Source organism: Bradyrhizobium sp., assembly GCF_036009065.1.
Lineage (GTDB): Bacteria > Pseudomonadota > Alphaproteobacteria > Rhizobiales > Xanthobacteraceae > Bradyrhizobium.
Genome location: NZ_DASYMN010000310.1, coordinates 1 through 6375 on the forward strand (window position 1 = coordinate 1; position 6375 = coordinate 6375).

The 6375-nt window shown below is 64.5% G+C and carries 6 protein-coding genes; 3 read left to right on the forward strand and 3 right to left on the reverse strand.

All coding sequences use genetic code 11. The features are described from left to right. Nucleotides 1–187 (forward strand): ketopantoate reductase family protein (locus VGP39_RS19045; protein ID WP_327569653.1); only part of this gene is annotated, 187 nt, incomplete at its 5' end. Between the two features lie 117 nt (nucleotides 188–304). Here the strand turns inward: VGP39_RS19045 and VGP39_RS19050 are convergent. The 3 genes from VGP39_RS19050 to VGP39_RS19060 all read right to left on the reverse strand — a co-directional run bounded on the left by VGP39_RS19050 (nucleotide 305) and on the right by VGP39_RS19060 (nucleotide 3677). Then, nucleotides 305–1723, reverse strand: coding sequence for a TolC family outer membrane protein (locus VGP39_RS19050; RefSeq protein WP_327569654.1), 1419 nt, complete (start codon nucleotides 1721–1723; stop codon nucleotides 305–307). Between the two features lie 217 nt (nucleotides 1724–1940). Beyond that, nucleotides 1941–2720, reverse strand: a complete 780-nt coding sequence (locus tag VGP39_RS19055; RefSeq protein WP_327569655.1) for an enoyl-CoA hydratase — start codon at nucleotides 2718–2720, stop codon at nucleotides 1941–1943. A gap of 225 nt (nucleotides 2721–2945) precedes the next feature. Further along, on the reverse strand, nucleotides 2946–3677 hold the full coding sequence (locus tag VGP39_RS19060) for a hypothetical protein (protein WP_327569656.1): 732 nt from the start codon (nucleotides 3675–3677) through the stop codon (nucleotides 2946–2948). A gap of 297 nt (nucleotides 3678–3974) precedes the next feature. On the opposite strand from VGP39_RS19060, the gene VGP39_RS19065 reads away from it, so the two are divergent. Then, a complete protein-coding gene (locus tag VGP39_RS19065; RefSeq protein ID WP_327569657.1) occupies nucleotides 3975–4520 on the forward strand; it encodes a sigma-70 family RNA polymerase sigma factor in 546 nt (181 codons plus the stop codon). A 2-nt stretch (nucleotides 4521–4522) separates the two neighbouring features. After that, on the forward strand, nucleotides 4523–5161 hold the full coding sequence (locus VGP39_RS19070; RefSeq protein ID WP_327569658.1) for a DUF1109 domain-containing protein: 639 nt from the start codon (nucleotides 4523–4525) through the stop codon (nucleotides 5159–5161). Nucleotides 5162–6375 lie beyond the last annotated feature (1214 nt).

Below are 6375 nucleotides of genomic sequence, written 5' to 3' on the forward strand. Positions count from 1 at the left end.
AAGCTCGGCGGCAAGATTCCCGGCGCGCGGCCCTCGATGCTTGGATTACAACGCCGGCCGGCGCTGCGAAGTCGACGCCATCAACGGAGCGATCCCACGGCTTGGCAAGCCGCTCGGCGTGCCGACGCCGGTCAACGATACGGTGGTCGGCATCATCAAGGCGCGCGAGCGGGCGTTTATCTTGTAGACCGTCTTGGAGACTGGCGTCATTGCGAGCGCAGCGAAGCATTCCAGTAGCGCCGGAATGAAGCGCGGCAACTGGATTGCTTGGTCCGCTTCGCTCCTCGCAATGACGACGACGGGTCTATTGCCCCGACGGCGTGCGCAGGCCGTGCCAGGCGTCGCGCACCTGATGGTAATGCACCTCGGGCAGATAATCCGGCGTATTCAGTCCCAACGTTTTCACATCCAGTTTTCCGATCGCGCTGAGCAAAGTGTAGGACGCGATCACGCGGTCGCGCTGCGCGCCGATCAGCCGCGCCTTGGCGGAAGTCAGCTCCTGCTGCGAGTTCAGCACGTCGATCGTGGTGCGCTGGCCGCCGGTGGCTTCCTTCTGCACGCCCTGCAGCGCGACGCCGGCGGCGCGGACCTCGGATTCCGAGGCGCTCACCGCGATCTTGGCGCCTTCATGCGCGACCCATGCGCCGGTCGCAGCGGTGCGCGCCTGGTTGCGGACCTGGTCGAGCACCAGCCTGCTCTGCGCGGAGATTTCCTTGGCTTGCCGGGTCTGCGACGCAGCGGTGCCGCCGTCATAGATCGGCGCGGTCATCTGGCCGATCACCGAGGCCTGATCGGTGGCGAAGGTTCCGAGCGTCGGATCGGAGTCGCGGCTCCTGCTGGCATTGCCTTGCAAGGTGATCGTCGGAAGAAGGCTGCTTTCGGCGACATTGATCGAGGTCGTCGCGACATCGACGTCGAAGCCGGCGGCGAGCACGGCGGGGTGGCTCTTGAAGGCAAGCCCGGTGGCCTCGTCGCGGCTGCGCGGCAGATAGCGGTCAACAGGCTCAGCCGGGCTCAACCGCGACGGCGGGTTGCCGATCACCTGCGCATAGGTGGCCTGGCTGATGGCGAAATTGACTTCGGCGGAGTTGAGATCGGCAAGGCCGCGATTCAGCCGCGCCTCGGCCTGCGCCGTGTCGGTCGGGGTCACGTCCCCGGCATTGAGCCGCTTCTGCACGATGCCGAGGGTTTCGCGGAGGAACGTGACGTTGGTGCGCTGCGCTTCGACCAGCGACTGATTGGCGAGCACGTTGGTATAGGCGGTGACGGCGTCAAGCAGCACGCCCTGTCCGACATTGCGCAGCGCCTCGCGGCCGGCTCGCACCTGAAACTCAGCCACGCGCACGCTGTTGGCGGTCTTGAAACCGTTGAACAGCGTCTGTGTCACCGTGATCCCGATGGTCCACGGTTTCAGGTTCGCGGTCTGGATGGTGTTGTTCGGCAAGAGGTCGCGGACCGACTGCAGCCCGGCGCTCAGGCTGGCGACGATCTGCGGCCGGTAGCCCGCCAGCGCCTGTGGCACGTTCTCGTCGGTGGCACGCTGCCGCGCGCGTTCGGCGTTGAGCTGCGGATTGGACTGATAGGCTTTTGCAAGGGCCTCGGGAAGGGCTTCGGCCTGTGCAGGAACGGCGGCAAAACCGAGGCAGATGGCTGCGGCAACGCCAATGCCCGATCGAAGCACGCGCCTTCCCACGTGGCCAACGCTACCGGCACGCCCAACCATCTGATCCCGCAACAAACCCCAAGCCATCCGCCCCCGCCGACGGCCCGTTTCCCTGTTTAGAGGGCGAAGCGCCCTCGCGCAAACCGTCTCGGGCGGAATTTCCGTGCTTTCACCCGGTTCATCCGAGGGTGTTGCCCGAAGTCCCTATTGACCTGCGGTACTGTGTCGCGAGGTTGGCGTTTCCAGGCGGCCGCACCCGATCTCTTCGGTCGCGCCGCTACCGGTTCTTGTTCGCCGGCTTGCGCTTCTCGATGAACGCCGCCATGCCTTCGGAGCGATCTGCAAGCGCAAATGTCGCGTGAAACAGGTCACGCTCGACGTTCAGCCCTTCGGCGAGCGGCGTTTCGAAGGCCCGGTTGATCGCGCTCTTGGCCATCGCGGCCGCGGGCTGCGACATCGCGGCGATCTTTTCGGCCATCGCCAGCGCCTCTTCCATTAATTTATCCGCCGGCACCACGCGGCTGACGAGGCCCGCGCGCTCGGCTTCCGCGGCGTCCATCATGCGGCCGGTGAGGCACAGATCCATCGCCTTGGATTTGCCGATCGCGCGGGTCAGCCGCTGCGTGCCGCCGATGCCGGGAATGGTGCCGAGCGTGATCTCAGGCTGGCCGAATTTCGCGGTGTCGCTGCAGATGATGATGTCGCACATCATCGCCAGTTCGCAGCCGCCGCCGAGTGCGTAGCCCGAGACGGCGGCAATGGTCGGCTTGCGGCAGCGCGCGACGCGGTCGCCGCCGATCGCGGTGAAGTCGCTCGAGAACATGTCGATGAAAGTCTTGGGCTGCATCTCCTTGATGTCGGCGCCGGCGGCAAAGGCTTTTTCGCTGCCGGTGAGCAGGATGCAGCCGATGTTGTCGTCGGCTTCGAGATCGTCGATCGCCGCCGCGATCTCGCGAAACACGCCGAACGACAGCGCGTTGAGCAGTTTGGGACGGTTGAGGGTGAGGATGCCGACGGCGCCCTTGCTCTCGACAATGATGTATTCGAATGTGCTCATGGCCCGTCCCGTGCTGGTTTTGTGGGCAATGTGCCCGTTGGCGGGATGGGCTTCAAGTGGGGTGCAGAACTCCCCGTGTCCCGGACGCGGTGCAGCGCTTCTTCAGCGGTGCACCGCAGAGCCGGGACCCGCTCACGAGTGAAACCACAGCATGGGCCCCGGCTCTGCAGCGCACCGCTCCGCAAGTGCTGCGCGCTGCACTGCGTCCGGGGCACGCATAAAAACCTACGCCATGAACATCCGCGCCGCCGACGCCAGCGTCAGCAGGCCGCCGAAGGCGATGAAGATTTTCCCGATCAGCGAGGTCTGATCCCATGTGGATTCACTGCTGCTGACTGCGCTGACCGCCGCAGGGGCTTGTGCCATCGCCATGGCGACCGTCGGCGCAACAGCAGGTTTTTCCTCGCTCTTGCCGTCGCTCAAGGCGCGGTCGACCTCATTGAGCTGATCGGCGGAGACGAGCTCGGTCATCGCCGCGGGCGCCGGCGCCTGCGGCTCGGCGGAATCGCCCTGCGCGGCCGCCATGGTCCGCAGCATGTTGATGGCTTTGCTGGAGACCGAATTCACGTCCGCCGGCAGGTCGGCCGCCGCGAGCTGCGCGTTGGCGTTGGCGACGGCGGGCGGCATCGCGAACGGACGCTCGTCGTCCTTCATCGCAGCCTCGGGCTCGGCCATGTTGTTTTTCGCCGACATTTTCCTCTGGGAACTCTTCGCAGCCTCGCTCGAAGCCCTGGAAGCCACCTTGTCGGATTTGCGCTGCGACGACGCCTGCCGCTTCCAGGGCCGGGATTTTCGGGCAAACTTGTTCAGCATGACGGGCGGCCCCGCGGCAGGTTCCGCATTGGATACTGCGACGCCGCCGTCGGCGTCCTCAGCCGCTTGCAGCGGTCCTGAAATGCACAGCCAAAACCCTGCTGCGATGATCAATGCCGAGCGCCCGCTGGCTTTGATGTTCATTCGACAATCTCCCCATTGTCAGCCCCGACGCGCAAAGAGACGCGCCGCGTGTCCACAGCGGGGCAAAAAAAGGGAATCTTCGGGCTAACGGGGCGAAAACGGGGCAATCAGCGCGCCTGTCGGGAAGCTCCGATGTCAGAGCGACGCGATCGATGTTATGAGGCCTGCGCTGGCTGGATTCGTTGTGGACAGTTTTTGAACGATCACAACAGCAAAGCCAGGTTCACGATTTCGTGACCCGAAACGTGTGACGTAACAAATTGAAAGATCGACCGAATTGCATGGTGGGAGCGCGAGTTGCGCGATCGTGAGGACGAGTGGACCGTCCTGATGCGGTCTGCCGTTTCAGGGGACAGTGCCGCGTATCAACGCCTGCTCCGCGCCATAGCGCCGGTGCTGCGGGCCACCGCGCGGCGTGGGCTGGCGCGGGCCGGGCAGCCGGTCGATCAATCCGAGGACATCGTGCAGGATATTTTGTTGGCGGTGCATCTGAAGCGGCATACCTGGGACGCCAATGCGCCGTTCGCGCCCTGGCTGTTCGCGATCGCGCGCAACAAGCTGATCGATGCGCTGCGCCGCCGCGGCCGCCGCGTGTTCGTCAACATCGACGATTTCGCCGAAACCATTCCCGGCGAGGCGCCTGAGGAAACCGTGCCCGCGCGCGAAGTTACGGCCCACCTGGAGAGCCTCCCCGCGCGGCAGCGCGACGTGCTGCAGTCGATCGCGGTGGACTCAGCGTCGATCAAGGCGACGGCGGCAAGACTGTCGATGAGCGAGGGCGCGGTGCGGGTGGCGCTGCATCGCGGGCTTGCCAACCTCACCGCCAGGCTGCGGAAACAATGAGAATGGACACCGATCGCCTCATTCAAACCCTCGCCGCCGACAATGAACATCGGGAGCGGCCGGTCGGAACGGTCTTGGCGATGTCGTTGCTGGTCGCGGCGCCGTTTTCGCTTGTGATGTTCTTCACCGAACTCGGCATGCGCCCCGACGTCAGGATTGCGATGCGCAATCCGTTCTTCGATCTGAAATTCCTGGTGACGCTGGCGCTGGCTCTGCCTGCAATGGCGATTGCCATTCATCTGTCACGGCCGGAGGTGTCGTTGCGCGGCTGGGCATGGCTAATGCTTATTCCGGTCGGCCTGCTCGGCATCGGCATCGGCGGTGAGATGATGATGCCGCAGCGATTGCCGATGATGACGCGCCTGGTCGGATCTAATTCGCGGACTTGCTTGACCGCGATACCGCTGCTGGCGCTGCCGCTGCTTGCGGCTGCGCTGTTAGCCTTGCGTCACGGCGCGCCGGCGCGGCCCGCGGTTGCCGGCGCCTTTGCCGGATTGCTGTCGGCAGGATTGGCCGCGACGCTGTACGCCTCGCACTGCACCGACGATTCACCGCTGTTCGTCGCGACCTGGTACACGCTCGCCACCGCGCTGGTCGCCGCCATCGGCGCGCTGGCCGGATCGAGGGTGTTGCGGTTTTAGACTCCGTGCCCCGGACGCAGCGCAGCGCGTAGCTCTTCGCGGAGCGGTGCGCTGCAGAGCCGGGGCCGTAACGGACGCCGGAGTTTGGTACGGTCCCGGTTCTGCGAAGCAGCGCTTCGCAAGGGCTACGCGCTGCATCGCGCCCGGGACACGAGAGTTCGTCATTGCCGCGCTTGACCCGGCAATCCATCCTCTTCGCAAGAGTCATTTCGAAGAGTGATGGATACGCGGGCCTTCGCCGCGCCGAAGGGGCTTCGGCCCCGCAGGCGGGTCAAGCCCGCGTATGACGCAGAGGTTGTTGCAGCGTCTTGCGAAAATTTCCGAATTCAAATTTCAAACAGCCACACTTCCGCATTCTCGCGGCGCAATGCGTCCGAGGTTTGCCAGTCCCTCGCGATCCCAAGCGAGGGGATGGAGCGGCGGGAGGCGCCAGGGCACCAGCGGGCACCCTCACGACGTAGGGCGCAGCGCCTCCCGGCGCTCCACCTTGACCACCGGCCTGTCGACCGCCCCGGGGCGCCCCGGTCCGGTCAGCTCTCGCTCTGTCCGCTGAAAAGGATCGCGTCTAGAACGCGCCCCCTCATCGGACAGGACGCGGAATATATACAGAAATGTAGGAATAGATCAATAGGAATTTCTGGGTTCCGAAAATAATTTTCGTCCCAGTTCAGCCGATAGGTTACGCGCCTTCGGCGCCAACCCCCGACGGCCTGCTGCTACGCCGCCGGCGCGGTATTATGGCGCAAACGCCACAAGCGAACAGCAGCGGAGTTCCCAAATGAATAGGAGGGATTCGAGCTAGAGGAGGCGCGCCGTGCGGGCGCGGGCGGCTTGGGCCGCATCAATTGGCATCGTTGTAATGCTGGCTAACGTGCCCAATAAAGGTTTCGCCGTCCCATTCGCTATAAAAACAGAAATGGGTGTGGCGGCCAGTATTGAACGCGTCCCTGTATGTGATTTCACCGAACGTGTAGCGCGTAGGGCGCAATAAGCGGCGCGTCAGCGACGCGCATTGCGCCGCCTTAAGCGAAAGAGCGGAGTTGGAGATGGCGCAATGCGCTTCGCTTATTGCACCCTACGTGCTGAACTCATCTGGGCAACTTGCTATCGGCTACACCGATAAGCGCGTAGGGCGCAATAAGCGGCGCGTCAGCGACGCGCATTGCGCCGCCTTAAGCGAAAGAGCGGAGTTGGAGATGGCGCAATGCGCTTCG

Bases quoted from the DNA above. Each gene is read 5' to 3' on its own strand.
- VGP39_RS19050 (WP_327569654.1), bottom strand. From the start codon at position 1,723: ATGGTTGGGCGTGCCGGTAGCGTTGGCCACGTGGGAAGGCGCGTGCTT.
- VGP39_RS19055 (WP_327569655.1), bottom strand. From the start codon at position 2,720: ATGAGCACATTCGAATACATCATTGTCGAGAGCAAGGGCGCCGTCGGC.
- VGP39_RS19060 (WP_327569656.1), bottom strand. From the start codon at position 3,677: ATGAACATCAAAGCCAGCGGGCGCTCGGCATTGATCATCGCAGCAGGG.
- VGP39_RS19070 (WP_327569658.1), top strand. From the start codon at position 4,523: ATGGACACCGATCGCCTCATTCAAACCCTCGCCGCCGACAATGAACAT.